The 26,996-nt window shown below is 70.9% G+C and carries 23 protein-coding genes and 1 tRNA gene; 9 read left to right on the top strand and 15 right to left on the bottom strand.

Translation table 11 applies throughout. The features are described from left to right. Positions 1–882, top strand: coding sequence for a sigma-70 family RNA polymerase sigma factor (locus IEX37_RS02405; protein WP_229663013.1), 882 nt, complete (start codon positions 1–3; stop codon positions 880–882). Positions 883–939: 57 nt separating this feature from the next. Here IEX37_RS02405 and IEX37_RS02400 read toward each other — a convergent pair whose 3' ends face one another. After that, positions 940–1,365: a pyridoxamine 5'-phosphate oxidase family protein gene (locus IEX37_RS02400; RefSeq protein ID WP_188754627.1), complete on the bottom strand. Its 426-nt coding sequence runs from the start codon at positions 1,363–1,365 to the stop codon at positions 940–942. Between the two features lie 52 nt (positions 1,366–1,417). Between IEX37_RS02400 and IEX37_RS02395 the strand changes: the two genes are divergently transcribed. Continuing rightward, positions 1,418–2,650: a DUF418 domain-containing protein gene (locus IEX37_RS02395; protein ID WP_188754626.1), complete on the top strand. Its 1,233-nt coding sequence runs from the start codon at positions 1,418–1,420 to the stop codon at positions 2,648–2,650. A 71-nt stretch (positions 2,651–2,721) separates the two neighbouring features. On the opposite strand, the gene IEX37_RS02390 is transcribed toward IEX37_RS02395, so the two are convergent. Together IEX37_RS02390 and IEX37_RS02385 are read right to left on the bottom strand one after the other, a co-directional pair. Next, positions 2,722–3,408 carry a transglycosylase family protein gene (locus IEX37_RS02390; RefSeq protein WP_188754699.1) on the bottom strand — a complete coding sequence of 229 codons (687 nt, stop codon included), beginning with the start codon at positions 3,406–3,408 and terminating at the stop codon, positions 2,722–2,724. 224 nt (positions 3,409–3,632) lie between these two features. After that, on the bottom strand, positions 3,633–4,112 hold the full coding sequence (locus IEX37_RS02385) for a TetR/AcrR family transcriptional regulator (protein ID WP_229663012.1): 480 nt from the start codon (positions 4,110–4,112) through the stop codon (positions 3,633–3,635). Between the two features lie 318 nt (positions 4,113–4,430). On the opposite strand from IEX37_RS02385, the gene IEX37_RS02380 reads away from it, so the two are divergent. The 5 genes from IEX37_RS02380 (at position 4,431) to IEX37_RS02360 (ending at position 7,961) form a co-directional block, all read left to right on the top strand. Beyond that, positions 4,431–5,207 (top strand): alpha/beta fold hydrolase, encoded by a 777-nt coding sequence (locus IEX37_RS02380; RefSeq protein ID WP_188754625.1) that lies wholly within the window; start codon positions 4,431–4,433, stop codon positions 5,205–5,207. After that, complete coding sequence (locus IEX37_RS02375; protein ID WP_373286239.1) at positions 5,204–5,878, top strand: esterase/lipase family protein; 675 nt, start codon at positions 5,204–5,206, stop codon at positions 5,876–5,878. The genes IEX37_RS02380 and IEX37_RS02375 overlap by 4 nt, the downstream gene beginning before the upstream one ends. A 66-nt stretch (positions 5,879–5,944) precedes the next feature. Further along, positions 5,945–6,433 carry a VOC family protein gene (locus IEX37_RS02370; RefSeq protein WP_188754623.1) on the top strand — a complete coding sequence of 163 codons (489 nt, stop codon included), beginning with the start codon at positions 5,945–5,947 and terminating at the stop codon, positions 6,431–6,433. Positions 6,434–6,469: 36 nt separating this feature from the next. Further along, positions 6,470–7,453 carry an arsenic resistance protein gene (locus tag IEX37_RS02365; RefSeq protein WP_188754622.1) on the top strand — a complete coding sequence of 328 codons (984 nt, stop codon included), beginning with the start codon at positions 6,470–6,472 and terminating at the stop codon, positions 7,451–7,453. Between the two features lie 10 nt (positions 7,454–7,463). Then, positions 7,464–7,961, top strand: a complete 498-nt coding sequence (locus tag IEX37_RS02360) for a pyridoxamine 5'-phosphate oxidase family protein (RefSeq protein WP_188754621.1) — start codon at positions 7,464–7,466, stop codon at positions 7,959–7,961. 4 nt (positions 7,962–7,965) lie between these two features. Here IEX37_RS02360 and IEX37_RS02355 read toward each other — a convergent pair whose 3' ends face one another. From IEX37_RS02355 to polA, 5 genes are all read right to left on the bottom strand, one after another. Further along, positions 7,966–8,991 carry an LLM class flavin-dependent oxidoreductase gene (locus tag IEX37_RS02355; protein ID WP_188754620.1) on the bottom strand — a complete coding sequence of 342 codons (1,026 nt, stop codon included), beginning with the start codon at positions 8,989–8,991 and terminating at the stop codon, positions 7,966–7,968. Then, positions 8,988–9,788, bottom strand: coding sequence for an SGNH/GDSL hydrolase family protein (locus IEX37_RS02350; protein WP_188754619.1), 801 nt, complete (start codon positions 9,786–9,788; stop codon positions 8,988–8,990). The genes IEX37_RS02355 and IEX37_RS02350 overlap by 4 nt, the downstream gene beginning before the upstream one ends. A 32-nt stretch (positions 9,789–9,820) precedes the next feature. Next, the gene (locus IEX37_RS02345) at positions 9,821–11,206 is read right to left on the bottom strand and encodes an MFS transporter (RefSeq protein WP_188754618.1); all 1,386 of its coding nucleotides are present in this window, start codon (positions 11,204–11,206) and stop codon (positions 9,821–9,823) included. A 28-nt stretch (positions 11,207–11,234) separates the two neighbouring features. After that, positions 11,235–12,281, bottom strand: a complete 1,047-nt coding sequence (locus IEX37_RS02340) for an LLM class flavin-dependent oxidoreductase (RefSeq protein WP_188754617.1) — start codon at positions 12,279–12,281, stop codon at positions 11,235–11,237. Positions 12,282–12,357: 76 nt separating this feature from the next. Next, a complete protein-coding gene (polA, locus tag IEX37_RS02335) occupies positions 12,358–14,985 on the bottom strand; it encodes a DNA polymerase I (protein ID WP_188754616.1) in 2,628 nt (875 codons plus the stop codon). 63 nt (positions 14,986–15,048) lie between these two features. On the opposite strand from polA, the gene IEX37_RS02330 reads away from it, so the two are divergent. Together IEX37_RS02330 and IEX37_RS02325 are read left to right on the top strand one after the other, a co-directional pair. After that, a complete protein-coding gene (locus IEX37_RS02330) occupies positions 15,049–15,468 on the top strand; it encodes a PaaI family thioesterase (protein ID WP_188754615.1) in 420 nt (139 codons plus the stop codon). Between the two features lie 43 nt (positions 15,469–15,511). Further along, positions 15,512–16,861, top strand: a complete 1,350-nt coding sequence (locus IEX37_RS02325) for an HNH endonuclease signature motif containing protein (protein ID WP_188754614.1) — start codon at positions 15,512–15,514, stop codon at positions 16,859–16,861. A 6-nt stretch (positions 16,862–16,867) separates the two neighbouring features. Here the strand turns inward: IEX37_RS02325 and IEX37_RS15905 are convergent, their stop codons facing one another. The 7 genes from IEX37_RS15905 to lgt form a co-directional block, all read right to left on the bottom strand. Continuing rightward, positions 16,868–17,398: a GNAT family N-acetyltransferase gene (locus tag IEX37_RS15905; protein ID WP_229663011.1), complete on the bottom strand. Its 531-nt coding sequence runs from the start codon at positions 17,396–17,398 to the stop codon at positions 16,868–16,870. 32 nt (positions 17,399–17,430) lie between these two features. Continuing rightward, positions 17,431–18,051, bottom strand: coding sequence for an ANTAR domain-containing response regulator (locus tag IEX37_RS15900; RefSeq protein ID WP_229663010.1), 621 nt, complete (start codon positions 18,049–18,051; stop codon positions 17,431–17,433). A 69-nt stretch (positions 18,052–18,120) separates the two neighbouring features. After that, positions 18,121–18,203, bottom strand: a tRNA-Leu gene (locus IEX37_RS02315). Between the two features lie 71 nt (positions 18,204–18,274). After that, positions 18,275–19,720: a pyruvate kinase gene (gene pyk, locus IEX37_RS02310; RefSeq protein WP_188754696.1), complete on the bottom strand. Its 1,446-nt coding sequence runs from the start codon at positions 19,718–19,720 to the stop codon at positions 18,275–18,277. Between the two features lie 86 nt (positions 19,721–19,806). Then, positions 19,807–21,273 carry a glutamate synthase subunit beta gene (locus IEX37_RS02305; RefSeq protein ID WP_188754613.1) on the bottom strand — a complete coding sequence of 489 codons (1,467 nt, stop codon included), beginning with the start codon at positions 21,271–21,273 and terminating at the stop codon, positions 19,807–19,809. Next, positions 21,266–25,852: a glutamate synthase large subunit gene (gene gltB, locus IEX37_RS02300; protein WP_188754612.1), complete on the bottom strand. Its 4,587-nt coding sequence runs from the start codon at positions 25,850–25,852 to the stop codon at positions 21,266–21,268. The genes IEX37_RS02305 and gltB overlap by 8 nt, the downstream gene beginning before the upstream one ends. Before the next feature lie 118 nt (positions 25,853–25,970). After that, positions 25,971–26,996: a prolipoprotein diacylglyceryl transferase gene (lgt, locus tag IEX37_RS02295; protein WP_188754611.1), complete on the bottom strand. Its 1,026-nt coding sequence runs from the start codon at positions 26,994–26,996 to the stop codon at positions 25,971–25,973.

The raw sequence follows: 26,996 nt of genomic DNA, 5'->3' as shown, positions 1-26,996 counted from the left end.
GTGTCCCGCTCCCCCTCCCCCGCCGCTGAGGCCTGGACGGTCGAGCGCGATCGGCTCGTCGGCATCGCCTATCGGATGCTCGGAGACTACGGCGACGCGGAGGATGTGGTCTCCGAGGTCGCCATCGAGGCCGTGGCGGCGGAGCGCTCCTCGGAACAGGCCGTGCGGTCGTGGCCGGCGTGGCTCACGACGGCCTGTGTGCGGCGCTCGATCGACCGGCTGCGGCAGCGCCACCGGCAGCGCGAGGACTACGTCGGGCCGTGGCTTCCCGAGCCGGTGGCGACCGAGCGGTTGCCGGAGGATGTCGTCGCGAGCCGTCAACTGCTGTCGCTCGCGGTGCTGCACCTCGCCGAGCAGCTGGCGCCCGACGCGCGCGCGGCGATCGTCCTGCACCGGGCCTTCGCGATGACGGCGAGCGAGATCGCGCCGATCCTGGGCCGTTCGCCTGCCGCCGTCCGCCAGCTCATCTCTCGCGGCGAGCGGAGACTGGGATCGCCCGAGCCCGCGAGCGCGTCCGTCGGGAGCGGCGCCGTGATCCGGCAGCTGGTGTCCGCGATCGAGACCGGCGACATCACCACCGTCGTGAGCCTTCTGGAATACGACGCCATCCTGTGGACCGATGGCGGCGGCCGCGTGCGGAGCGCGCTCAATCCGATCTTCGGTGCGGAGCGCATCGTGCGCTTCCTCGTGGGCGTGCTGTTCGCGCAGGACGCCGTTCGCCCGGTGGCCCCGCGGTTCCGATTGCTCGCCGCGAACGGCGAGGAGCTCGTCGAGATCGTCCACAGCGGGCGGCGCGATGTCGTCCACGTCGATGTCGCGCCGTCCGGGCGTGTGCGAGGACTGCGTCAGGTGAGCAACCCGATCAAGCTCATGCGCGTGTAGCCGTCCGGCGGGACCGAGGGCCGCTGTCTCGACACGCGTTCGTGTGCGTCGCGTGCCTCAGCCGAGCGGCGGGAGGTCGGCGGAGAGCCAATGCTCCGGGCGCATGTCCATCACGACCTGCGGGCCGAAGGACTTCGAGCGCTCGAGGTAGGCCGCCGCAGCCGCCGGAGGCAGATAGCGGTGAGCCATCGCCGAATCGATCGCCTCGGTGAGATCCCGCTCCTCGACGACCGGGCCTTCGACGCTGACGTATCGGGGGTTCGGGTGCACGCGCTGGACGAGCAGGGTGAAACGGGCGGCCTGGCGGATCAGCCGCGCCTTGCGCGAGTCGCGGCCCGTGATGATCCGCACCAGGCCGCCGGGCTCGTAGTCGTACCAGATCGGTACCGCCAGCGGCCCACGGCCGGAACCGGCCGAGACGCTGATGGTGGCGTAGTGCGGCTCGGCGAGGAAGGACTGTCGTTCGGTTTCGGAGAGGCTCATGGCGCGATGGTGCCACGGGGCGCGGACATTCGAAACACCCTAGGCTGGCCGCATGACGCGCGACGGAATCGATGCCGCCACGACGACGTCCCCTTCTCCCCCGCGCGCGATAGCGCCGGACCTCGCGCGCGGCCTCATGCTGTTGCTCATCGCTCTCGCGAACGCGCCGTGGTTCCTCTACGGCGCCGAGACGTCGATGGTGAACGCGCACCGGACCGGGGCGACGGGCCTCGACGCGGTGTGGCAGACGGTCGCGATCGTCGCGGTGGACGGGCGCAGCTATCCCTTGTTCGCGTTCCTGTTCGGGTACGGCATGTGGCAGCTGTACACGCGGCAGCAGCTCACCGGGGGTGACGAGAGGGGTGCGCGCCGCCTGCTGCAGCTGCGGCACCTGTGGCTCATCGTGTTCGGCGCCGTCCACGCCGCGCTGCTCTGGTACGGCGATGTCCTCGGCGCATACGGCCTGATCGGGCTCGTCGTCGTCTGGCTGTTCCTGCGGCGCCGCGACAAGACCCTCATCGTGTGGTCGATCGTGCTCACCGCGCTGTTGGCTCTCATGGCGGGCTTCGCGGTGATCGGCGGCATCATGATCCCCCCGGAGTACGCTGAGCTCACCGAGTTCCCGCTGCCGCAGCTCGCGGGGGTCGAACCCTACGTCGCGTCGATCCTGCCGCGACTGCAGTTCTGGCTGCCGCTCGTGCTCGGCCAGGGACTCCTCGGCCTGGTCGTCCCCGTCGCCGTCCTCCTCGCGATCGTGTGCGCGCGCCGCCGGATCCTGGAATCGCCCGAGCAGCATCGCCGGCTGCTCACCGGCACGGCGGCCATCGGGATCCCGGTCGGATGGATCGGTGCGATCCCGTCCGTGCTGGTCCAGCTCGGCGTGTGGGATGTGCCCGACTGGACGCCCACGATGCTGCATGCGTTCACGGGGCTGTTCGGCGCGCTCGGGTACGCCGCGGTCTTCGCGCTGATCGCGGAGCGGGTCGCGCGCGCCGGCGCACGCGGCGGCCTCACCCGCGGCCTGCGGGCCGTCGGCAAGCGGTCGCTGTCGTGCTACCTGCTGCAGTCGCTGCTCTTCGCCCCGGTCCTGAGCGCGTGGGGTTTCGGACTCGGCGGCCTGCTCAGCGAATGGCAGGTCGCGCTCGTGGCCGTCGCCGTGTGGCTGCTGTCTCTGGGGTTTGCGCTCGCGCTCGAGCGGACCGGACGCCGGGGGCCCGCCGAGTGGTTGCTGCGTGCGCTCGTGTACCGAGGCCGCCGCTCCTCCGCCACGCCGGTCTCGGGCTGATTCGCCACGCTGGACGGAGCGCGGAAACACGAAGGGCGCGAGGCATCCTGCCCCGCGCCCTTCTGTGCCGGCTACTCGGCCGGCAGCACCAGCTCCTGCCCCACCTCGATGTGGTCGGGGTTCGAGATGGTGTCCTGGTTCACCGCGAAGATGCCGAGCCAGCCGGTCTCCACGCCGACCTGCTCCGCAATCTCGAACAGCGTGTCGCCCGTCTCGACCGTGTACGTCTCGTCCGAGGGCTCCACGTCCGGAAGCGCGTAGGTCGGCGCCGCAGGCGCCGGCGCGGGCGCCTGCGCGGATGCCTGAGGTGCGGCTCCCCCAGTGGCCGGGGCCGGCGCGGCGGGCGCGCTCTGCGGGGCGGGGGCCGGCGCGCTGGGCTGGGCGGCACCGCTCGCGCCGATCTTGGCGGAGCAGGTCGGCCAGGCGCCCCAGCCCTGCGTCGCCAGGACGTTCTCGGCGACGCGGATCTGCTCCTCACGGGAAGCGGCCGCAGGGTTGCCCGAGCCGCCGTTCGCCTCCCACGTGGACTGCGAGAACTGCAGTCCCCCGCGGTACCCGTTGCCGGTGTCGATCGACCAGTTGCCGCCCGACTCGCACTGCGCGAGCGCGTCCCACGTGCTCTCGTCGGCGGCGTTGGCCGCGGTCGGGATGAACGCTCCGGCGGCGGCGGCCAGTACGCCGGCCGCGACGAGGCCTCCTCGCGCCGCGCGGGTGGAACGTCGGGTCACGGCGTCGGGTCGAGAATTCTTCTTCGTCATCACGCGGAACTCCACGGCCCCGTCTTGGCGGGCGAACGTTCGCCTGCCGATCCGCCCGACCGGAATCGATCTCGATTTCGTGGCACGAGGGACTCTGGGGGCGGATCCGACGGCGGTCCCTCGCGGTTCGACGGGCCACGCTACGCCATGATCACGAAGAAGTAACAATCCCTCCCAGGCTCTTGCCAGGAACCTCAAATCAGCACGGCGCGTGAGCTCGGTGCTCACCGCGACGCCTGGGCCAGCAGTGCGGAAGCGATGGCGCGAGCCGTGGACGTCGGGTGGGTGGGACGCCGGAGACGCATCGCAAGGTCGCCCGTGATGACGAGGAGGAGTTGATCCGCGAGTGCGTCCGGATCGTCGACCAGGGGGGCAACGAGGGCGGACAGGCGTGTGCGGAACGCGTCCGTGTCGGCCTGCACGGCCGCAGCGATCTCGGGAGGGGCGTCCGCGTACTCCGCCGCCGCGCCGAGGAACGCGCACCAGCGGGATCCCGTCGGCCTGGCCCGGAACTCGTCCAGGGCATCGAACACGGCGAGCACGCGCTCCTCGTCGGTGCGCGAGCGAGCGATCGCCGCGTCCCTAACCTCGATCCACGCGCGTTGGCGTCGCTCCAGCGCCGCGGCCACGAGCCCCTCCTTGCTGTCGAAGCCCCGGTAGAGCGTCGCCGTGGAGATGCCCGCCCGGCGGAGCACCGCATCCACGGGAGTCGCCGCGATGGCCTGCGAGAAGAACAGCTCGTCAGCCGCGTCGAGCAGTCTCGGGCGCCCTGATCTCGTGGACCAGCGAGATCGATCCCGCCCGCGCGTCCGCCGGAACGTCGCTGCTGTTCGTCACGCTGATCTTCGGTCAGGCGCTCGGCGCGGCGGGCACGGGCGTCCTGCTCGAGACCCTGCCTCCGCTGCTCGCCTTCCTGCCCGCCACCGCCGTCTCGCTGATCGCCGGGGCCCTCGCCATGCCAGGGCCGGCGTCCGGGCGTCAATCCCCGGGTGCTCGTGCGGCGGATGGCGAAGAATGAGGGGATGCCCACCGCGCGCCTCGTCGATCTGGACGGCCACGTTTTCCGGATCCTCACCTCGGCCGAGGCGGACACCGGCCGACGCGCGACCGACGGCAGCCAGCTGACATTCCTCCTGGTGCACGGCATCGGGATCTCCCACCGCCTGTTCTCGCGCCTGCATGCCGTCCTCAGCGAGCACCACACCGTGCACTCCGTCGACCTGCCGGGCTTCGGCGGCATGCCGAAACCGCCGACGTCGCCTGACGTTCCCGAGATGGCGGCCTGGCTTGGTCGGGTTCTGGACCGGGTCGGCACCGGGCCGGTGATCCCGATCGGCGTGTCGATGGGCACGCAGTGGAGCGTGGAGTTGGCCACGCAGCGGCCCGACCTGGTGCCGCGGGTCGTCACGATCGGGCCGGTCGTAGACGAGCGCTATCGCAACGTCATCGCCCAGTCCGTTGCGCTCGGGAACGACTGCCTGCGCGAGAGCCCGTCCGCGAACGCACGCGTGCTGACCGAGTACCTGCGCTGCGGGCCGGTCTGGTACTTCCGGCAGCTGCCGCACATGCTCGAGTACCCCATGGAGGAGCGCGTGGCGGCGCTCCGCCAGCCCCTGCTCGTGCTGCGCGGGGGCCGGGACCCCATCGCCGGGCCCGAGTGGTGCGGCCGGCTCCGCGATCGGGCCTCCCATGCGCGTCTCGTCGAAGTGCCGGGGCATCCGCACCTCGTTCAGCACACCGCGCCGCGAGCCGTCGCCGGCGCCGTGCGATGGTTCGCGCGGGGAGAGGACCGCCGGTGATCGGTCCGGCGCGCAGGCTCGGCTGGTGGATCCGGGACTACGCCTATGCCGTGCAGTGGCAGGGGCGGGCGCTCCTGGATCGCACCGAGCCGGAGACGTTCCGCTCGGGCGACGGCACGCCCATCGTGGTGATCCCCGGCGTCTACGAGACGTGGAAGTTCCTGCAGCCGCTCATCGTGGCGTTGCACGAGCGCGGTCACCCCGTCCACGTCGTCGACCCGCTGCGCGACAACCGTCGCCCGATCGACGAGGGCGCGAGGCTCGTGGCGGCGCACCTCGTCGAGCACGACCTGCGTGACGTCGTGCTTGTCGCGCACAGCAAGGGCGGCCTGATCGGCAAGCACGTGATGGCGTTCGGCCCCGGGGCGAGCCGCGTGCGTGGCATGGTCGCCGTGGCGGCACCGTTCGGCGGGTCGCGGTACGCGCGCCTGATGGTGCTTCCGACGCTGCGCAGCTTCGCGCCCCGCAACGCCACGATCCTCGCGCTCGCGCAGGAGATCGCCATCAACGCGCGGATCGTGTCGATCTACGCCCGCTTCGACCCCCACATCCCCGAGGGCAGCGAGCTGGCGGGGGCGAAGAACGTCGTGCTGGACACCGGCGGACACTTCCGGGTGCTGGCCGATCCGCGCGTCATCGGCGAGGTTGCGGCGTTCGCGGAAGCCGACTGACCGGGAGCGGCGTCGACGGTCGCTCGTACGGCCCCTCGCGCCTCTGTCAGCTCGTACCGTAGGCGTATGACCGATGATCTCGCGCCTTCGTCGCTCCCCGGCAGCTCCGCCTCTCCCGCCCGCGTCCGCCAGCTTCGCGTGGTGGTGGAGGTGGAAGACCTCGACGGCGCGCTCGCCCTGTTCCGCGACGCGCTGGGGCTGCCGGAGCAGGCGGCGTTCCAGGGCGAGGACGGCGCACGCGTCGCCATCCTGCACGCCGGGGCCGCGACGCTCGAGCTTGCGAACCCCGCACAGGTGCGCATGATCGACCGCGTCGAGACGGACGGCGGGCGCAGCGCGCGGATCCGGCTCGCGTTCGAGGTGGACGACACACAGGCCATGACGAGCCGGCTGGTGGACGGCGGAGCCGAGCTCACGGCCGCCCCGCGGGAGACGCCGTGGCGGTCCCTGAACGCGCGCCTGGAGGTCCCGGGCGACCTGCAGGTCACGCTGTTCCAGGAGCTCGAGCCGCTCGCCGAGCGCGAGGCGCGCGAGGGCTTCGGCACCGCCGGGTGACACAGGTACGCACCGCGACACTGCCAGACTGATCCGATGGACCGGATCGCGCAGGCACTGGAACGCCATCAGGTCGCGCTCTATCTGGTTGCCCTGGCTGTCGGCGCCGCGGTGGGACTCGCCGCCCCGCTCGTCGCGGCGCCGCTCGAGCGCGCGATCACGCCGCTGCTGGCCCTGCTGCTCTACGCGACCTTCCTCGGCGTCCCGCTGGCGCGGGTGAGCGCCGCGCTCCGCGACCGGCGCTTCCTCGCGACGCTCGCCGTCGTGAACTTCGTCGTGGCCCCCGTCGTGGCGTTCGGGGTGTCGCGCCTCGTGGCCGCGGACGAGGCGCTCCTTGTCGGCGTCCTGTTCGTGCTGCTCACGCCGTGCATCGACTACGTGATCGCGTTCAGCGGCCTGGCCGGCGGGTCGCGCGACCGACTGCTGGCCGCCACTCCCCTGCTCATGCTCGGCCAGATGGTGCTGCTGCCGCTCTACCTATGGGCGATGGCGGGCCCGGCGCTGGTCTCGGCCATCGTGCCGGGCCCGTTCCTCGAGGCGTTCCTGGTGCTGATCGTCCTGCCGCTCGCCGCGGCCGCCGTCACGCAGGCGCTCGCGACGCGCCACCCGGCTGCGCGGCACGCGGGCCGCGCCGCAACGACCGCGATGGTTCCCCTCATGATGCTCACGCTCGGCGCCGTGGTCGCCTCTCAGGTGGCGGCTGTCGGCGGGGACCTGGCGCGCCTGGCGCCCGTGATCCCGGTGTTCGTGCTGTTCGCGGCCGTCATGACCGCCGTCGGGGTGGTCGCGGCGCGCGTCGCCGGGTTGGGCATGCCCGATGGCCGCGCCGTGCTGTTCAGCGGCGTCACGCGCAATTCGCTGGTCGTGCTGCCGCTCGTGCTGGCGCTGCCCGAGCGCCTCTCCCCCGCGCCCCTCGTCGTCGTCACTCAGACGCTGATCGAGCTTGTGGTGATGGTCGTGCTGGTCCGGGTGGCTCCTCGGCTGCTCCCGACACGGACCGATGTCGGCGGCGGCGCGTAGGGTCGCGCGCATGTACGAGACACCCGACGAGCTCGATGAGCTCCAGTCCCTCCTGGACCGCTCCCATCGGGGCGGCACCGCGCACCTGCGCGACATCGTCAGCGGCGAGCATCGGATGGATGCCGCCGCACTCGTGCCCGCGCTGGACGGCATGAAGGTGCTGAGCCTGGCCACGGTCACGGCCTCCGGTGAACCGCGCGTGAGCGCGGTGGACGGGCACTTCCTCCACGGCCGCTGGACGTTCGGCACCGACGGCCGCTCGGCGAAGGCCGTCCATCTCGCCGCCCGCCCGGCCGTGAGCGCCGCCCACGTGGACGGCGAACGCCTCGGCGTCTTCTGCCATGGTCGCGCCGTACGGCTCACGCCCGACGACGAGGCCTGGACGGAGACGATCGCGCACTGGGTGCGCCACTACGGCTCGGATCCGACCACGTGGGGCGAAGACATCCGGATGTACCGCATCGAGCCGCACTGGATGGTCGGCTACCGCGGCGCCGCCGCGTCCTGAGCGGTCAGCGCCAGCCGAGGGCGGGCGCGACCTCGGTCAGGATCGACTCGATGAGGTGCGTGTTGTAGTCGACGCCCAGCTGACTCGGGATCGTGATCAGCAACGTGTCCGACTCCGCGATGGCCTCGTCACGGCGTAGCTCCTCGATCAGCACCTCGGGCTCGGCCGCGTACGAGCGTCCGAAGATCGCCCGGGTACTGTGATCGATGTAGCCGATCTGGTCCTCGCGGTCGCCGCCGCCGGCGAAGTACCGGCGATCGCGGTGATCCGTGATCGCCACGATCGAGCGGGAGACCGACACCCGCGGTTCGAAGCCCCACTCGTGCTGCGACCATTCCTCGCGGAACAGCCGGATCTGCTGTGCCTGCTGTACGTGGAACGGCTCGCCCGTCTCGTCGTTCTTCAGTGTCGAGCTCATCAGGTTCATGCCCTGCTGGGCCGCCCAACGCGCCGTGGCATTGGAGCCCGCACCCCACCAAATGCGCTGCCGGAGTCCGTCGGCGTGCGGTTCGAGCCGCAGCAGACCTGGAGGGTTCGGGAACATCGGCCGGGGGTTCGGCTGCGCGAAGCCACGCCCTTCGAGCAGCTGAAGGAAGAGCTCGGTCTTGCGCCGCGCCATCTCGGCGCCGTCGCCGTCGTCCTCCGCGGCCTGGTACCCGAAGTGTCGCCACCCGTCGATCACCTGCTCGGGTGAGCCGCGCGAGATGCCGAGCTGGAGGCGGCCCCCGGAGATCAGGTCCGCGGAGCCCGCATCCTCGACCATGTACATCGGGTTCTCGTACCGCATGTCGATCACACCCGTGCCGATCTCGACGCGCGAGGTACGGGCGCCGATCGCGGCCAGGAGCGGGAACGGCGAGCTCATCTGCTGCGCGAAGTGGTGCACGCGGAAGTAGGCGCCGTCGGCGCCGATGTCCTCCATCGCCTGAGCGAGGTCGATGGCCTGCAGCAGCATGTCGCGCGCGCTCTGCGTGCCCGACTGCGGGTGCGGCGTCCAGTGGCCGAAGGACAGGAACCCGATCTTCTTCACGATGACGTCAACCCACTCTCCCCCGGTTCCATTCCGCTGAATGAAGGCGGGATGGTCTGCCAGTCCGGGAACTTCGGCGTGCGCCCGTCCCCGGACGAGGTGCGCGTGAGCCGACGCCGGAGCCACGGACCCACGTGCGTGCGGTAGTACGCGGCTCCGGCGAGGCGCCCCGGCATGTCCTGCTCGGGGAGGGACCACCACGACGGATCCGGCTCGAGCCCGAGCGCGGTGAGCACGCGGGCGGCGACACGGTGGTGACCGCGCGCGTTCATGTGCAGCCGGTCCTCCGACCAGAAGGCGGGCTGAGCCAGCTCCTTGTCCGGCCAGTTGAGCGCACGGATGACGTCCGGCCGCTCTGCGATGCGCGCGACGACCGCTTCCGACAGTGCGTCGCCGCGGCGCCGGACGACCCGCCCCAGCGGCAGGCCTCCGGTGGGATCGGCGCCCGAGAGGAGGATCAGCCGCACCCCCTCCTCATCGCAGCGCCGCAGCACCTGAGAGAAGGCGTCCGCGATCCGTGACAGCGGTGTGCGGGGACGCAGCATGTCGTTGCCTCCGCCGTTGAAGGAGAGATGGGTGGGGCGCAGCGCGAGGGCCGGCTCGAGCTGCTCCTCGACGATCGGCCACGCGAGCTTTCCGCGGATCGCGAAATTCGCATACTGGATCGCCTCGCCGCGCGCATCCGCCCATCCCTGCGCCGCGAGGTCGGCCCAGCCGCGGACGGTGCCGTCGGGCAGCTCGTCGCCCACTCCCTCGGTGAAGGAGTCGCCGATCGCCACGAACCGCACCTCAGCCATCGCCTCAGCCTATGCCCGCCGGGGCGGGGCTGTCAGACGTGCGCGGATCGCTCGTCGTCCAGCGGTACGCCCTTCCGGTCGGCGAGAGGGATGACCGCGAGAGCGGCGATCACGAAGAACGCCGAAAACACTGCGAACAACAGCGCCGCGCCGCCCAGGTCGAGCGCCCACGCGACGAACAGCGGCGCGACGATCGACGCGATCCGCCCGACCCCGGCGGCCCATCCCGCGCCCGTCGCACGCACGGAGGTCGGATAGAGCTCCGGGCTCACGGCGTACAGGGCGCCCCACGCGCCGAGGTTGAAAAAGGACAGGGCCATGCCCGCCGCGATGATCTGCCACTCCTCGCCGGCGTTCCCGAAGCACAGGGCCGAGACCGCCGACCCGATCAGGAACACCGACAGGGTGGCGCGGCGGCCCCACACCTCGATCAGCCAGGCGGCCGCGGCGTAACCCGGCAGCTGCGCGAGCGTGATGATCAGCGTGAACCCGAACGACGCCACCAGCTCGTAGCCCTGGGCGACGAGGATCGAGGGGATCCAGATGAAGGCACCGTAGTAGGAAAAGTTCACGCAGAACCAGACGACCCAGAGTGCGGCGGTGCGGCGGCGCATCCCCGGAACCCACAGCTGTGCGACGGCCGCGAGGCCGCGCCCCTTCTTCGGGGCGGCGGGCTGGGTGTCGGCGCGTTCGACGCCGCGCTCCGCGGCCTCTCCGCGCGTGCGCGGCTCGGCGCGGGGGTCGTGCGTGCGGCCGGCCGCGCGCTCGAAATCGCGGACGATCGCCTCCGCCTCCGCGATGCGCCCCTTGTTCTCCAGGAAGCGCGGGGATTCGGGCAGCGCCCAGCGCACCACGATGGCATAGACCGCGGGCACGGCACCGATCGCGAACGCCCAGCGCCACCCCTCGTCGAGCGGCACGACGAAGTAGCCGATCACGGCGGCGGCGGTCCAGCCCACGGCCCAGAACGCCTCGAGGATCACCACGAGCCGTCCGCGGATGCGGCTCGGGGCGAACTCGCTGACGTACGTGGAGGCCACCGGCAGCTCCGATCCCAGCCCGAGTCCCACCAGGAAGCGCAGGACGAGCAACGCCGCCACGCCGCCGACCAGCGCGCTCGCGCCGGTGGCGATCCCGTAGACGAGCAGCGTCAACGCGAACACCTGCCGGCGACCCAGGCGGTCGGCGAGCAACCCGCCCAGGCTCGCGCCGATGGCCATCCCGATGAAGCCGACAGAGGCGATCCAGGACGTCTCGGTGCGGGTCAGGTCCCATTCGACCGCCAGGGCGGCGATGATGAACGAGATCAATCCGACGTCCATCGCGTCGAGCGCCCAGCCCACGCCGGATCCGGTCAGGAGACGCAGGTGCTTGCGCGTGAACGGCAGGTCGTCCATCCGGCGAGAGGGTGAGGTCATCCGGTCATACTAATGGTCACCCAGACAATTAGGCCGCGCCCGCGTCCTCCGCGAGCAGCTCGCGCACACGCGGCGCCACCCTCGTCCCGTACAGCTCGATGCTCCTCATGAGCCGGTCGTGCTCCAGGCCTCCGTTGGCGAACTTCAGATCGAAGCGCGTCAGGCCGAGCGTGCGGACGGTGTCGGCGATCTTCCTGGCGACGCGCTCCGGCGATCCGGCGTAGACGGAGCCCTGCGGCCCTACCTCGTTCTGGAAGGTCAGCCGGTTGTACCCACCGGCCCACCCGCGCTCGCGACCGATCTTCTCGTGCATCGCCTGCATCTCCGGGAACAGCGCGTCCCACGCCTCCTCGTCGGTCTCGGCGATGTGGCCGGGCGAGTGCACACCCACGGGCGCCGACCCGTGGCCGAAGGACGTCAGCGACCGGTGGTAGAGGTCCACGAGCGGGCGGAAGCGCACGGGCGATCCGCCGATGATCGCGAGCATGAGCCCGAGCCCGTGACGCGCCGTTCGGACGACCGACTCCGGCGAGCCCCCGACTCCGACCCACGCCGTGAGGCCGCGTTCGGTCTTCGGGAAGACGTCGGCGTCGTCGAGCGGGGCACGCATCGTGCCGGTCCAGGTGACGGGGCTCTCCGTCATGAGCCGGACGAACAGATCCAGCTTCTCCTCGAACAGCGCCTCGTAGTCGCGCAGGTCGTAACCGAACAGCGGGAACGATTCGATGAACGAGCCGCGCCCGAGGATCGCCTCGGCGCGCCCCCGGGAGACGGCGTCGAGGGTGGCGAAGCGTTCGTAGACCCGCACCGGGTCATCGCTCGAAAGGACCGTCACCGCTGTTCCGAGCCTGATCCGCTCGGTCACCGACGCGATCGCCGCGAGCACGATCTCCGGGCTCGACACGGCGAACTCCCGGCGGTGATGCTCCCCGATCCCGAAGAACGACAGTCCGACCTCGTCGGCGAGCGTCGCCTGCTCCACCACGTTCCGAATCGTCGCCGCGTCGCTCAGAGGCGTGCCATCGGGACCGCGCGTCACGTCTCCGAAGGTGTCCAGGCCCAGCTCGATGTCCATGCGGACCATCCTTTCCTATTCACCCGCATGGAACCCGCCGACGCAGCGCGCTATTCCCGGTGGCGCGTGCCGACCGTCAATGCGCCGCCTCGTTCCAGTCGAGCCCGCGCCCGACCTGCACATCGAGCGGCACGGTCAGCTCCGCCGCCCCGCCCATCCGCTCGCGCACGATCCGCTCCACCTCGTCCCACTCGCCGGGTGCGACCTCGACCACGAGCTCGTCGTGGATCTGCAGGAGGACGCGCGACGCGTAGCCGCGCAGGTCGTCGTGGATACGGAACAGCGCGATCTTCATGATGTCCGCGGCGCTCCCCTGGATCGGCGCGTTGAGCGCGGCACGCTCGGCGTTCTCGCGCAGCACGCGATTGGGGCTGGTGAGGTCGGGGAAGGGCCGGCGGCGTCCGAAGATCGTCTCGGTGTACCCGTCGATGCGCGCCTGCTCCACCGAGGAGCGCAGGTAGTCGCGCACGGCGCCGAAGCGCGCGAAGTACTCGGTCATGAGGGCCTTCGCCTCCGACTGCTCGATGCGCAGCTGTTTGGACAGACCGAACGCCGACAGCCCGTAGACGAGGCCGTACGACATGGCCTTCACCTTCGTGCGCATCGCCGGCGTGACGTCCTCGGGCGCGACGCCGAAGACCCGCGCGCCGACGAAGCGATGGAGATCCTCCCCCGAGTTGAACGCCTCGACGAGACCGGGATCGCCCGAGAGGTGGGCCATGATGCGCATCTCGATCTGGGAGTAGTCGGCCGTCAGCAGCGCCTCGTAGCCGGCGCCGACCTCGAAGGCGGCGCGGATGCGGCGTGACTCCTCCGTGCGGACCGGGATGTTCTGCAGGTTCGGATCCGTGCTCGACAGGCGTCCCGTCTGGCTGCCGGTCTGCACGTACGTGGTGTGGACACGGCCGTCGGCCCCGATCGCGGCATCGAGCCCGTCGATGATCTGCTTGAGCTTCGTGGCCTCGCGGTGCTGGAGCAGCAGGCCCACGAAGGGGTGCGGCGCCTTCTCCTGGAGATCGGCCAGAGCGCCCGCGTCCGTGGTGTAGCCCGTCTTGGTCTTCCGGGTGCGCGGCAGCGCGAGCTCCTCGAACAGCACCTCCTGCAGCTGTTTCGGCGAGCCGAGGTTGACCTCGCGTCCGATGACCGCGTACGCCTCCTGTGCGAGCGCCTCGGCTCGCGTGCCGAGCTCCGCGGAGAAACCCGACAGCTTCTCGTGGGAGACCGCGACGCCCGCCAGCTCCATGTCGACCAGCGCCACGAGCGTCGGCAGCTCGATGTCGGTGAGCACGCTCGACACGGCCTCCGGGAGCTCGTCGCGGAGCCCGTCGGCGACGCGCAGCGTGTACCAGGACAGCTGCGCGGGCGTCGCTCCCTCCTGCTCGGGGACCAGCTGAGACGGATCAGCCTCGGGCAGCTTCTCGCCGAGGTACCGCTCGACGAGGTGGGCCAGCGTCCGGTCGGGGAAACTGGGGCGCAGGAGCCAGCCGGCCAGGAGCACGTCGAAAGCGATGCCCGCCACGGGCGCCCCCGCACGGCTCAGCGCCTTCAGCTGAGGCTTCGCGTCCGACATGACCTTGGGAGCGCTCGATGCGAGCCACGCCCCCAGCTGGGCGCCGAGCTCGTCGCTCCACGCCGCCTCCACGGCCTCTCCCCCCGCCGACAGACCGATCCGATCGGGAGCCCCGCCCAGCAGCGTCACCGTCACGCCGACCTCGCCCTCGGCGGCGGCGGCCCACGCCGCGAGCTCGGCGGGAGCCAGCTCTCGTGGGGCCGGGGCCTGCTCGCCCGCGGCCACCGGCTCGTCGTCCGCGACCGCGCCCGCGGCCTCGAACACGCGCGGCAGCAGCGTCCGGAACTCCAGCCGCGCGAAGACCTCCCGCACGGCCTGGGCGTCGAGCGGCTTCCGCGCGAGGTCCGCGGGCCCGACGGGCAGGTCCACGTCCCGCAGCAGGCGGTTGAGCTTGCGGTTGCGGCGGACGTCGTCGAGGTGCTCGCGCAGGTTGCCGCCCACGACGCCCTTGATCGTGTCCGCGCCCTCGAGCAGCGCGTCCAGCGAGCCGAACTGGGTGAGCCATTTCACGGCGGTCTTCTCGCCCACCTTCGGGACGCCCGGAAGGTTGTCGCTCGTCTCGCCGACGAGCGCCGCGATGTCCGGGTACATCTCGGCCGGCAGGCCGTACTTCTCGACGACCGCGGCGGGGTCGTAGCGCTTGAGCTGCGACACGCCCTGCACCGACGGGTACAGCAGCGTGATCTCGTCCGTGACGAGCTGGATCGTGTCACGGTCGCCCGAGCACAGCAGCACGCGGAATCCCTCCGCCGCGCCGCGCGTGGCCAGCGTCGCGAGGATGTCGTCGGCCTCGTAGTCGGGCTTGGACAGCACGGTCACGCCCATCGCCTCGAGGCACTCCTGGAGCAGCGGGATCTGGCCCCTGAACTCGGCCGGCGTCTCGGCGCGGTTCGCCTTGTACTCCGTGTACTCGCGTGTGCGGAACGACTCGCGCGAGGTGTCGAAGGCGACCGCGAGGTGCGTCGGCTTCTCTGCCTTGAGGAGGTTCACGAACATCGAGAGGAATCCGTAGATGCCGTTCGTGTGCTGGCCGTCCTTGGTCGTGAAGTTGTCGACCGGCAGCGCGTAGAACGCGCGATAGGCGAGCGAATGGCCGTCGACGACCAGGAGGGTAGGCTTTGCGGAGTCCGTCACCCTGCCAGCCTAACGAGCGCCACCGACGCCGCCGGCGGTCAGGGACAGCACCGAGGAGCCGAGATGTCCGACCTCTCCCCCGGACTCGAGTGGCTGCACCGACGCGGGATCGGCGTCCTCGCCGAGCGCATGGGCGTCACGTTCACCGAGTTCTCCGCCGAACGTTCCGTGGCCACCATGCCGGTCGAGGGCAACACGCAGCCCGTCGGACTGCTGCACGGCGGCGCCTACGTGGTGCTGGGCGAGACGATGGGATCGATGTCCGCCAACTACCACGCGGGCCCGGGGCGCCTCGCAGTCGGCCTCGACATCAACGCCACTCACACCGCCTCCGCGCGTTCCGGCCTGGTGACGGCGACGTGCACCGCCATCCACCTCGGACGCAGCACCGCGGTGCACGAGATCGTGGTGCTGAACGACCAGGGGCGGCGCTGCTCGACGGTGCGGATCACCAACCTCATCAAGGACGTCGCGTCAGGCTGACCCGGTTCGAACAAATGTCCGAGGCCCGTGGGAGTATCGGGTCATGGCCAGGGACAGCTTCGCGGAGCGGTGGGAGCTCACCGACGACGAGCGCGCGGGCGTGGCCGCCCTAATCGAAGGCATCGCGGGCGCGGAGCGGATCATCGCCCACGCGGAGGCCGTGAAGGCGCGTCTGCTGGCCACCGCCTACGGGATGGCGGAGGAGATCATGGCGCGCACGGGCGCCCCCTCGTCGTACCGTCTGCCGGAGCGGGCGATCGCGGAGGACATCGCGGCCGCGACCGGGGCGTCGGGGGCGTCGGTCCGCGGGCGCATGGAGCAGGCCGCCCGCCTCTCGGAGGCGTTCCCCCGAACGTTGACCGCTCTCGCGGAGGCGCGCATCTCGATGCGTCATGCCGCGGTGATCGCGGATGAGGGCGCTCGTCTCACCGACGAGGAGGTCAGAGCGCGATACGAGCGGACGGTGCTCGACGAGGCCGTGCGGACGACCCCGCAGCGTCTGCGCCCGATCGCCCGCGCCGTGGCCGAGCGCGTCGAGCCCACATCGATCGCCGAGCGGCACGAGGCCGCGCGTGCACAACGCCGCACCTGGGTCGACGACCTCGGCCAGGGCCTCGCCGAGTTCCACATGGTCGGTGATGCGGTGATCGTGCGAGGCATTCAGGATCGGCTCACGCAGATGGCCGAGAGCGTCGCCCGTGCGGTCCGGACCCGGGGCGGCACGGCGCTCGCATCCGACGCGCACGTCGAAGACGCGCCCGACGAGCGCTCGCTCGACCAGATCCGCGCGGACGTGTTCGCGGACCTGGTGCTCACCGGACACCCGACGGCGCACGTGGCCGACGCAAGCGGCGGGAACGCGCTCGCCGCCATCAGGGCGAACGTGCAGATCACCGTGCCGGCGGTCACACTCACCGGCGCGGAGGACGCCCCGGCGTTCCTCGCGGGGCACGGCCCGGTCTCCCCCGACCTGGCACGCCGCCTCGGCGCCCGAGCGCCGATGTGGGCCCGCCTCTTCGTCGATCCCCGCACCGGGTGCCTGCGCACGGTCGACGCCTATGTGCCCACGGCGGAGCAACGGCGCTTCCTCGCCGCCCGCGACGAGCACTGCCGCTTCCCGGGCTGTCGCCGGCCCGTGCGGCGCTGCGACCTGGACCACACGGTCGCCTTCGCCCGGGGCGGACGCACGGAGATCGGTAACCTCGCTCACCTCTGCGAGGCACATCACGTTCTCAAGCACAACTCGCCGTGGAAGGTGGTCCACCGCCCGGGCGGCGTGCTCGAATGGACGACGCCGACGGGCCGCCGAGTCGAGGACCGGCCTCCGCCCACGGTTCGATTCGTCGCCGAGAGCAGGGCGACCGCACCGGACCGGCATCCCCCGCCGTTCTGATCCCGCTCAGTCGAGCAGTCGCTGGAACAGCACGTGGTCCTGCCACTCCCCCGCGATGCGCAGGTATCGGCGGGCGATGCCGATGCGCTCGAACCCGGTGCGCTCGAGCACGCCCTGCGACGCGCGGTTGTGCGTGAGGGTCGCGGCCTCGACGCGGTGGAGCCGCAGCTCGTCTCGCGCGAGGCCGAGAGCGAACGCGATCGCGCCGGTCATGTGGCCGCGCCCGGTGTATGCGCGATCCAGCCAGTAGCTGAGCCGAGCGCTGCAGAACTCGCCGCGCACCACCTCGCTCAGCGTGACCCGCCCCACGATGGCGCCGTCGTGCTCGAGCACCAGGCCGAGGCCGCGGCCTGCCGCCTCTGCCGCTCCCAGCCGCGTCACGAGCTGCTCCTGCACCTGAGCGGTCGCGAACGAATCCCCGCGGGCCGGTTCCCATGCCGCGAGGTGGTCGCGATTGCGTGCGTATGCGTCCGCCAGGGCCGCCCCGTCGCCCTCGGCGACCGGACGCAGGATCACGCCGTCCTGGAGGTGCGTCACCGCGCTCCGTCGTGCGTGAGCAGGTGCCCTGCTCAGCCCTTCTTGGGCGCGAGCTGCTCGATGATCGCCTTCGCGACGTCCTGCATCGTGAGGCGACGGTCCATCGACGCCTTCTGGATCCACCGGAATGCCTCCGGCTCCGACAGGCCCATCTTCTCGTTCAGCAGGCCCTTCGCGCGGTCGACCAGCTTGCGCGTCTCGAAGCGCTCCACCATGTCGGCGACCTCGGCCTCGAGCGTGATGATCTGCTCGTAGCGGGCGAGAGCGATCTCGATCGCCGGGAGCAGGTCGTTCGGCGTGAACGGCTTGACGACGTACGCGAGCGCGCCGGCCTCGGTGGCCCGCTCCACGAGCTCCTTCTGGCTGAACGCGGTCAGCAGCACGACGGGCGCGATGTGGTTCTTGCTCAGGCGCTCGGCCGCGCTGATGCCGTCCAGCTGCGGCATCTTGACGTCCATGATGACGAGATCGGGCCGCAGCTCCGTCGCGAGCTGGACGGCCGTCTCGCCGTCGCCGGCTTCGCCGACGACATCGAAGCCGTTGTCTCGCAGGATCTCGACGATGTCGAGTCGGATGAGGGACTCGTCCTCGGCCACGACGACGCGGCGCGGCACGGCGGCGGTCGCCTGCTCGGTCTGCTCTTGCTCGGTCACTCGCCCATCCTAGTTCGTGCGGTCTGGGAGACAGCGTGCCACACGCCGCGCCCTGTCCACGGACGTTCGTGCCGGTGGTGGGACTCGAACCCACACGCCCTTGCGGACAGCGCATTTTGAGTGCGCCGCGTCTGCCATTCCGCCACACCGGCCCCGAAAGACACTACCGCCTCGGCGCGCGCGGAGCGCAGCCGAGGCGGTAGTCGCGTCGGAGACGCCCCGATCACTTCTCCTGGTAGACGGGGGCCGCACCCTGGGCGGCGTCGCCGACCTTGTGCACGCGCAGATCGTTGGTCGACCCCACGATGCCGGGAGGGGAGCCCGAGATCACCACGACCTTGTCGCCGATCTTCGCCAGGCCGCTGCCGAGGAGGTAGTCGTCGACCTGGTTGAACATCCGGTCGGTGTGATCGACCATCTCGACCAGCGCCGAGCGAATGCCCCACGTCAGAGCCATCCGGCGCTGGATCGCGGGATCGGGAGTGAACGCGACCATCGGCCGGTGGGAGCGCAGCCGCGACATCCGGCGCGCGGAGTCTCCCGACTGCGTGAAGATGCACAGATACTTCGCCTCGACGAAGTTCGCGACGTCGATCGCGGCGAGCGTGATCGCGCCGCCCTGCGTGCGCGGCTTCGTCGTCAGCGGCGGGATGCGCTCGAGGCCGTGCTCCTCGGTCGATTCGACGATGCGGGCCATGGTCGCCACCGTCTCGACGGGATACGCTCCGACGCTCGTCTCCCCGGAGAGCATGACCGCGTCCGCCCCGTCCAGCACGGCGTTGGCGACGTCGCTCGTCTCGGCGCGCGTCGGCACCGGGTTGGAGATCATCGACTCGAGCATCTGCGTCGCGACGATGACGGGCTTGGCCATGCGGCGTGCGAGCTCGATCGCGCGCTTCTGCACGATCGGCACCGCCTCCAGCGGCAGCTCGACGCCGAGATCGCCGCGCGCGACCATGATGCCGTCGAACGCGTCGATGATCTCCTCGAGCGCGTCCACAGCCTGCGGCTTCTCGATCTTGGCGATGATCGGGACCCGCCGCCCCTCCTCCGCCATGATGACGTGGGCCCGCTGCACGTCCTTCGCATTGCGCACGAAGGACAGCGCGATGAGGTCGGCGCCGGTGCGGAGAGCCCAGCGCAGGTCGGCCTCGTCCTTCTCGCTCAGCGCGGGCACGTTGACCGCGACACCCGGCAGGTTGATGCCCTTGTTGTTCGAGACGGGGCCCGCGACGACGACCTCGGTCGTCACCGTCACGCCGTCCGTCTCGCGCACGCGCACGCGCACCTTACCGTCGTCGATGAGGAGGAAATCGCCCGGCTTGACGTCGTGCGGCAGGCCCTTGTAGGTCGTGCCGCAGATCTCCTTCGTGCCCTCGACCTCCTCGGCCGTGATCTTGAACTCATCGCCCACGGCGAGCTCGTGCGGCCCGTCCGCGAAGCGGCCGAGCCGGATCTTGGGACCCTGCAGATCGACGAGCACGGCGACCGGCTTGCCCACGTCGTCGGCGGCGCCCCGCACGTTGGCGTAGTTCGCGTCGTGAACGGAGTAATCGCCATGGCTCAGGTTGAGCCGGGCGACATCCACCCCCGCCTCGATGAGCTCACGGACCTTCTCGCGTGTCGATGTCGCGGGACCGAGGGTGGCGACGATCTTGGCACGTCTCAACTTCATACCTTCCGCACAGGATGAGTCGGGGCGACGCCGCGGAACTTCCGATCCTCGCGACGTCGCCCCCGGGTTCGCTCGTCAGCCTACGCGGGCTGCAGACCGATCGCGACATCCGTCGGGCGCACCGGCGCGGGCAGCGCCGTCTCGCCCATCAGGTAGCTGTCGACCTCGGCCGCGACCGAGCGGCCCTCTGCGATGGCCCACACGATCAGCGACTGGCCGCGGCCCGCGTCACCGGCGACGAACACGCCGGGTGCGGTCGACTGGAAGGCGGCGTCCCGATCCACGTTGCCGCGCGAGGTGAACTGCGTCTGCAGCTGCTCCTCGAGCGAGGTGCGCTCCGGGCCGGTGAAGCCCATCGCGATCAGCACGAGGTCGGCCGGGATCTCCCGCTCGGTGCCGGCCTTGGGGACACGGCGGCCGTCGACGAACTCGGTCTCGGCGACCCGCAGCGCGCGCACCTCGCCCGCGGCGTTCCCGACGAACTCGACCGTGGACGCGAGGAACTGACGCTCGCCGCCCTCCTCGTGGGCCGACTGCACCTCGAACACGGTCGGGGTCATGGGCCAGGGCTGGTCCTCGGGCCGCTCGTCGGCGGGCCGCTTGCCGATCGCGAGGTTCGTCACGCTCAGCGCACCCTGACGGTGAGCGGTGCCGATGCAGTCGGCGCCGGTGTCGCCGCCGCCGATCACGACGACGTGCTTGCCCTCCGCCGAGATCTGGTTCGGCACCTGGTCGCCCGCGACGGCCTTGTTGGCCTCGACGAGGTACTCCATCGCGAAGTGGACTCCGTCCAGCTCCCGGCCGGGCAGCGGAAGATCGCGGGGCACCGTGGCGCCGGTGGCGATGACGACCGCGTCGTAACGGGCGCGCAGGTCGCTCCAGCTGATGTCCTTGCCGATCTCGACGCCCGCCCGGAAGCGGGTGCCCTCGTCCTGCATCTGACGCAGGCGCGCGTCGATGTGGCGCTTCTCCATCTTGAAGTCGGGGATCCCGTAGCGCAGCAGGCCGCCGATGCGGTCGTCGCGCTCGTACACCGCGACGGTGTGCCCCGCGCGAGTGAGCTGCTGAGCAGCCGCGAGCCCCGCGGGCCCCGAGCCGACCACCGCGACGGTCTTGCCCGTGAGACGCCCCGGGGGCTTGGGGTCGACCCAGCCGTTGGCGAACGCCTCGTCGATCGTCGAGACCTCGATCTGCTTGATCGTGACCGGGGGCTGGTTGATGCCCAGCACGCACGCGCTCTCGCACGGCGCGGGACACAGGCGCCCCGTGAACTCCGGGAAGTTGTTGGTCGCGTGCAGACGCTCGATCGCGGTGCGTCCCTCGCCACGCCACATCAGGTCGTTCCACTCGGGGATGAGGTTGCCGAGCGGGCAGCCCTGGTGACAGAACGGGATGCCGCAGTCCATGCAGCGGCCCGCCTGCCGGCGGAGCACGGCCGAGTCGCCCGGCTCGTACACCTCCTTCCAGTCGAGGATGCGCACGGGCACGGGGCGACGGTCGGGAAGCTCCCGCTCGGTCACCTTCAGAAAGCCTTTGGGGTCAGCCACCGGTCACCTCCAGGATCCGGTTCCAGACGACGTCGCCATCGGGGTCGAGCCCCTCGGCGACCGCCTCCTGGCGGGTCTGCAGCACGGCGGCGTAGTCGCGCGGCAGTACGCGCACGAAGTTCGCCACCTCGCTGTCGAAGTCGTCCAGCAGGCGCTGTGCCAGCTCGGACTCGGTCTCGGCGACATGCTGCTGCAGCAGGTCGCGCAGGATCTCCGCGTCCCCGGAGCCCAGCTCGGTGAGCGTCAGCTCACCCGAGGCCAGCGCCTCGCGGTTCACGAGATCGGTGTTGAGGCGGTACACATAGGCCGTGCCGCCCGACATGCCGGCGCCGAGGTTGCGGCCCGTCCGGCCGAGGATGACCGCGAGGCCTCCCGTCATGTACTCGAGCGCGTGGTCTCCCACGCCCTCGACCACGGCCGTCGCTCCGGAGTTGCGGACCAGGAACCGCTCCCCCACCATCCCGCGCAGGAACATCGTTCCCTGCGTGGCGCCGTAGCCGATCACGTTGCCGGCGATCACGTTCTCGGATGCGTCGAACGTCGCGCCGCGGGGCGGACGGACCACGATCTGACCGCCCGAGAGCCCCTTGCCGACGTAGTCGTTCGAGTCGCCCTCGAGCCGCAGCGTGATCCCATTGGGCAGGAACGCACCGAACGACTGGCCCGCGGACCCCGTCAGCGACACGTCGATGGATCCGGCGGGCAGTCCGTGCTCGCCGCGCGCCTTGGTGACGTGGTGGCCGAGCATCGTCCCGACCGCGCGCGCCGTGTTCCGCACGGGCAGCTCGATGCGCACGGGGCCGGTCTTCTCCGGGCCGTCCGCGATGACGTCGCGCGCGCGCTCGATGAGCTGCACGTCGAAGTGCTCGTCGAGCTCGTGCGACTGGGCGCGCACGCTGCGGCGCGGCTCCGCCTCGGCGAAGCGCGGACCCTCGAGGATCGGCGACAGGTCGAGGCCCTCCGCCTTCCAGTGCTCGATCGCCCGGTTGACGTCGAGCAGCTCCGCATGACCGATCGCCTCGTCGAGCGAGCGGAAGCCCAGCTCGGCGAGGTACTCGCGCACCTCCTGCGCCACGAACTCCATGAAGTTCACGACGTGCTCCGCCTTGCCGGTGAAGCGCGACCGCAGGACGGGGTTCTGCGTGGCGACGCCCACGGGGCACGTGTCGAGGTGGCAGACGCGCATCATGACGCACCCGCTCACCACGAGCGGCGCGGTCGCGAAGCCGAACTCCTCGGCGCCCAGCAGCGCGCCGATCACGACATCGCGGCCGGTCTTCATCTGCCCGTCGACCTGCACCACCACGCGGTCGCGCATGCCGTTGAGCATGAGCGTCTGCTGCGTCTCGGCGAGACCGAGCTCCCACGGCGTGCCCGCGTGCTTGAGCGAGTTGAGCGGGCTGGCGCCCGTGCCGCCGTCGTGGCCGGAGACGAGGATGACGTCGCTGAGCGCCTTGGCGACGCCGGCGGCGACCGCGCCGATCCCCGACTGGCTCACGAGCTTCGTGTGGATGCGGGCGCCCGGGTTGGCGCGCTTCAGATCGAAGATGAGCTGCTTGAGATCCTCGATCGAGTAGATGTCGTGGTGCGGCGGCGGCGAGATGAGCCCCACGCCCGCCGTCGCGTGACGCGTCCGCGCCACCCACGGGTACACCTTGCCCGGCGGCAGCTGGCCGCCCTCGCCGGGCTTGGCGCCCTGCGCGAGCTTGATCTGGATGTCGTCCGCCTCCGTGAGGTACAGGCTCGTGACGCCGAAGCGTCCCGATGCGACCTGCTTGATCGCGCTGCGGCGCTCCGGGTCGAGCAGACGCTCGACGTCCTCGCCGCCCTCACCGGTGTTCGACTTGCCGCCGAGACGGTTCATCGCGATCGCGAGCGTCTCGTGGGCCTCGCGCGAGATCGAGCCGTAGCTCATCGCGCCCGTGGAGAAGCGCTTGACGATCTCCGAGACGGGCTCGACCTCCTCCAGCGGCACGGGCGGACGCACCCCCGTGCGCAGCGCGAACAGGCCCCGCAGGGTCTTCAGCTCCGCCGCCTGATCGTCGACCATCCGGGTGTATTCGCGGAAGATGTCGTAACGGCGCGTGCGCGTCGAGTGCTGCAGCCGGAACACCGTGTCGGGGTTGAACAGGTGCGGCGCGCCGTCGCGGCGCCACTGGTACTCGCCGCCCGTCCACAGCCGCTCGTGCGCGCGCGGCGCCCGGTCCTCGGGATACGCGAACGCGTGCCGCGCGGCGTTCTCCGCCGCGATCGCCTCGAGGCCGACGCCGCCGAGCTTGCTCTCGGTGCCGGTGAAGTACGCGTCGATGAGCTCCTGCGACAGGCCGACGGCCTCGAACACCTGGGCGCCCGCGTACGACGACACCGTGGAGATGCCCATCTTCGACATGATCTTGAGGACGCCCTTGCCGAGCGCGTAGATCAGGTTGCGGACCGCCTTCTCGGGGGTGACGCCCTGGATCGTGCCCGAGCGGACGAGGTTCTCGACCGTCTCCATCGCGAGATACGGGTTGATCGCCGAAGCGCCGTAGCCGATGAGCGTCGCGACGTGATGCACCTCCCGCACGTCGCCCGCCTCGACGACGAGGCCGACCTTCATCCGCGTCTCGTTGCGGATGAGGTGGTGGTGGATGGCCGACAGCATCAGCAGCGAGGGGATGGGTGCCAGGTCGCGGTTCGAGTCGCGATCGCTCAGCACGATGAACTCGACGCCGTCCTCGATGGCCTGGTCCGCCTCCCGGCACATCTGCTCGAGGCGCTTCTGGAGCCCCTTGCGCCCCGCGGCGACGCGGTAGAGCCCGCGGATCGTGACCGACGAGCGGCCGGGCAGCGCCGTGTCGATGTGCTGGATCTTCGCCAGCTCGTCGTTGTCGATCACCGGGAAGTCGAGCCCGACCGTGCGGGCGTGATCCGGCCCCCAGTCGAGCAGGTTCTCCTCCGGGCCGAGGCCGAGGCGCAGGCTGGTGACGACCTCCTCGCGGATCGAGTCCAGCGGCGGGTTCGTGACCTGCGCGAACTGCTGCGTGAAGTAGTCGAACAGCAGGCGGGGGCGCTCGCTCAGCACCGCGATGGGCGTGTCCGAGCCCATCGCGCCGATGGGCTCGGCGCCGGTGCGCCCCATGGGGGTGAGGAGGATGCGCACCTCCTCCTCCGTGTAGCCGAACGTGCGCAGACGACGGTTGATCGAGGCGATCGGGTGGACGATGTGCTCGCGCTCGGGCAGGTCGGCCAGGCGCACCGTGCCCCGCTCCAGCCACTCCCGCCACGGGTGCATCGCTGCGAGTTCGCGCTTGATCTCCTCGTCGCTGACGATCCGGCGGGCCGCGGTGTCCACGACGAACATGCGGCCCGGCAGCAGTCGGCCGCGCTGTTCGATGCGCTCGGGCTCGAAGTCGAGCACGCCGGTCTCGCTGCCGATCACCACGAGGCCGTCCTTCGTCACGGTCCAGCGCCCCGGGCGCAGTCCGTTGCGGTCGAGCATGCCGCCGACGAGCGTGCCGTCGGTGAAGATCAGCGATGCGGGCCCGTCCCACGGCTCCATCTGCAGCGAGTGGTACTCGTAGAACGCCCGCAGATCGGGATCGATGTCCGCCTGCTTCTCGTACGCCTCCGGCACCATCATGAGCATGGCGTGGGGCAGGCTGCGGCCCGTGAGGGTCAGCAGCTCCAGGACCTCGTCGAACGAGGCCGAGTCGCTCTGGCCGTCCTCGCAGATCGGCAGCAGCGGACGGAGGTCGCCGAGGAGGTCGGAGGCGAGCTGCGACTGGCGCGCGCGCATCCAGTTGCGGTTGCCGCCGACGGTGTTGATCTCGCCGTTGTGCGCGAGCATGCGCAGCGGCTGGGCGAGCGGCCAGGACGGGAACGTGTTGGTCGAGTAGCGGCTGTGCACCACGGCGAGCTCCGTGGCGAAGCGCTCGTCCTGCAGATCGGGGTAGAACGGCTCGAGCTGGAGGGTGGTGACCATGCCCTTGTAGCCGAGGGTGCGGCTGGACAGCGAGACGAAGTAGGCGTCGAGCTCGTGCTGGGCCCGCTTGCGCAGGCGGTAGGCGCGGCGGTCGAGCGCGATGCCCGACAGTGCAGAAGCGCCGTCGTCCGCGGAGCACGCGATGAAGAGCTGCTCGAACGCGGGACGGGCGTCGTAGGCGAGCCGACCGAGGTGCTGCTCGTCCGTGGGCACCTCGCGCCAGCCGAGCACCGTGAGGTCCTCGTCGGCGGCGATGCTCTCGATGGAGGCCTTCATCGCCGCGCGCGCCTCGGGCTCACGCGGGAGAAAGACCATGCCGGCCGCGTACTCGCTCACGGGCGGCAGCTCGAAGCCGACGACCGCGCGCAGGAACGCGTCCGGCATCTGGGTCAGGATCCCCGCGCCATCACCGGTGCCGGCATCGGAGCCGATCGCACCGCGGTGCTCGAGGTTGCGGAGGGCGGTGAGTGCCAGGTCGACGATGTCGTGGCCTGCCTCGCCGCGCAGCGTGGCGACCATGGCGAGGCCGCACGCGTCCTTCTCGAAGCGCGGGTTGTACATGCCCTGCTTCGGAGGGTATGCACCGGAGGCGCCGAACGGGGGCTGGAAATACATGACTACCGTCCTTCGGTTTGGTGCTCAGCCGGGACGACGTCGGCCCTGTACTGCTGCAGGAGGTGCATGGCCGCGAGCCGCCGGCAAAGTCTGCCGCGCGCTCATGCCGGCGTCGGCGTTACTTCGCGGCTGCGGTGCTCGTGGCTGCGGCCGGGTGGGGATCGACCTCCGACGCAGGCGGTGCGCTGACGTCGACGAAGTCGCTGGGGTCTTCCGATTGTAGCGCGTCGGCGCCGCCGCCCCGACGTCCCGGCACGTACGGCGAGGGCTCGAGACCCAGGTGACGACGCTGCACGAGCAGGATGACGATGCCCACGACGATGCCGAAGAGCGCGGCCCACACGTTGGTGCGCAGGCCGAGGTAGATCTCGCTCGGGTCGATCCGGATGGTCTCCCAGACGACCCGTCCCGCGCCGTACCAGATGAGGTACGTCGCGAACAGGCGCCCCCACTGCATACGCAGCCGGCGACCGAGCCAGAGGAGCACGAGAACGCCCAGGGTGTTCCAGACCACCTCGTAGAGGAACGTCGGGTGGAACAGCGTGCCGGGCTCCAGACCGGCCGGGATGGCGGCATTGCCCGCGTCGATCTCGAGGCCCCACGGCAGGTCCGTGGGCCAGCCGAACAGCTCCTGGTTGAACCAGTTGCCCACGCGCCCGATCGCCTGCGCCAGCAGGAGGCCGGGGGCCAGCGCGTCCGCGAACGTCCAGAATCGGATACCGGTCCAGCGGCAGCCCAGCCACGCGCCGACCGCGCCGCCGATGAGGGCGCCGAAGATCGCGATTCCACCGTCCCAGATGTTCCAGATGGCGTCCGGCACGAAGGGGTTCCACCAGTCACGGCCCTGCCCGAAGTAGAAGTTCGCGTGCGTGAGGACGTGGTACGCGCGCGCGCCGACGATCGCCAGCGGCACCGCGAGGAGGGCGATGTCGATGACGACCCAGGGCTCGGCGCCGCGCTTCACCAGGCGGCGGTTCGTCATGATGGTGGCCACGACGATGCCGACCATGATGCACAGCGCATAGAAGTGGATCCGCAGGGGACCCACCTCGATGTAGCTCACGGAAGGGCTGGGGATGCTCGTGACGACACGGGTCACGACGTCAGCGGCGAAGACACCCGATGGCAGGGCGGAAGACAGCAT

Source organism: Microbacterium album (genome assembly GCF_014643695.1).
GTDB lineage: Bacteria > Actinomycetota > Actinomycetes > Actinomycetales > Microbacteriaceae > Microbacterium > Microbacterium album.
Note: the sequence above shows the minus strand (reverse complement) of the source record. Positions and strands in the feature narration are given on the sequence as shown.

Bases quoted from the DNA above. Each gene is read 5' to 3' on its own strand.
- IEX37_RS02400 (WP_188754627.1), bottom strand. From the start codon at position 1,365: ATGAGCCTCTCCGAAACCGAACGACAGTCCTTCCTCGCCGAGCCGCAC.
- IEX37_RS02395 (WP_188754626.1), top strand. From the start codon at position 1,418: ATGACGCGCGACGGAATCGATGCCGCCACGACGACGTCCCCTTCTCCC.
- IEX37_RS02390 (WP_188754699.1), bottom strand. From the start codon at position 3,408: ATGACGAAGAAGAATTCTCGACCCGACGCCGTGACCCGACGTTCCACC.
- IEX37_RS02380 (WP_188754625.1), top strand. From the start codon at position 4,431: ATGCCCACCGCGCGCCTCGTCGATCTGGACGGCCACGTTTTCCGGATC.
- IEX37_RS02370 (WP_188754623.1), top strand. From the start codon at position 5,945: ATGACCGATGATCTCGCGCCTTCGTCGCTCCCCGGCAGCTCCGCCTCT.
- IEX37_RS02365 (WP_188754622.1), top strand. From the start codon at position 6,470: ATGGACCGGATCGCGCAGGCACTGGAACGCCATCAGGTCGCGCTCTAT.
- IEX37_RS02360 (WP_188754621.1), top strand. From the start codon at position 7,464: ATGTACGAGACACCCGACGAGCTCGATGAGCTCCAGTCCCTCCTGGAC.
- IEX37_RS02350 (WP_188754619.1), bottom strand. From the start codon at position 9,788: ATGGCTGAGGTGCGGTTCGTGGCGATCGGCGACTCCTTCACCGAGGGA.
- IEX37_RS02345 (WP_188754618.1), bottom strand. From the start codon at position 11,206: ATGACCTCACCCTCTCGCCGGATGGACGACCTGCCGTTCACGCGCAAG.
- IEX37_RS02340 (WP_188754617.1), bottom strand. From the start codon at position 12,281: ATGGACATCGAGCTGGGCCTGGACACCTTCGGAGACGTGACGCGCGGT.
- IEX37_RS02330 (WP_188754615.1), top strand. From the start codon at position 15,049: ATGTCCGACCTCTCCCCCGGACTCGAGTGGCTGCACCGACGCGGGATC.
- IEX37_RS02325 (WP_188754614.1), top strand. From the start codon at position 15,512: ATGGCCAGGGACAGCTTCGCGGAGCGGTGGGAGCTCACCGACGACGAG.
- gltB (WP_188754612.1), bottom strand. From the start codon at position 25,852: ATGTATTTCCAGCCCCCGTTCGGCGCCTCCGGTGCATACCCTCCGAAG.
- lgt (WP_188754611.1), bottom strand. From the start codon at position 26,996: ATGCTGTCTTCCGCCCTGCCATCGGGTGTCTTCGCCGCTGACGTCGTG.